The following is a 557-nucleotide window of genomic DNA, read 5'->3' as shown; positions in this document are numbered from 1 at the left end:
CATTGGTGTCCTCCCAGGGAGCTACCCAAATCCGCATAACCTGTGCTGGTGTACGAATTGGAATCGGGCGATCCGGAAGACGCGGTGCGACATAGTTGTCAATCACCGGGTCTCCGGAGCTAGATGAGTTCGCTGAAACGTTTGAGGAACCTTCGCCATCCGCTTCCGCTTTGGCCTCGACTTCCTCTGGTTTCATTGGGCGCGGGACATTTCCGTCATTGGTTGCGGCGTAAACGTCTCGCGCTGACATACACTGAACACCATTCGGCATTCCCGGACAGCTATACTCATCCTTGCCGATGTTGAACGTCGAACAGCCCGACAAAATAAGTAGCGCTGCACCCACCCCCAACATCTTTGCGGATCTTACTGCCTGTTCCTTTTGAGCCTCGCCTCTGGAACTGCCCTTTCTGGTCAAAATGTTCAAATTTTTCATTTCTTGGTTCCCCCGGTGGAACGAATTTGTAGCTTGGTTCCTTTGGTCACGATGATGTCTACCTGACGGCCAGCATCGACCTCGATAACAGGGAAGATGCCTTCGGCCATGTCGATATAGA

1 protein-coding gene is annotated in these 557 nt (G+C 52.6%); it reads right to left on the bottom strand.

Annotation, left to right across the window (positions count from 1 at the left end; all coding sequences use genetic code 11):
* Positions 1–436, bottom strand: a 436-nt coding sequence (locus R7R78_RS28610; RefSeq protein ID WP_154708767.1) for a TraV family lipoprotein, incomplete at its 3' end; no start/stop codon positions are given.
* Between the last annotated feature and the right edge of the window lie 121 nt (positions 437–557).

It is taken from the genome of Vibrio sp. 2134-1 (assembly GCF_033339495.1).
The sequence above is the reverse complement of the archived record's forward strand: the minus strand, read 5'-3'. Positions and strand labels throughout refer to the sequence as shown.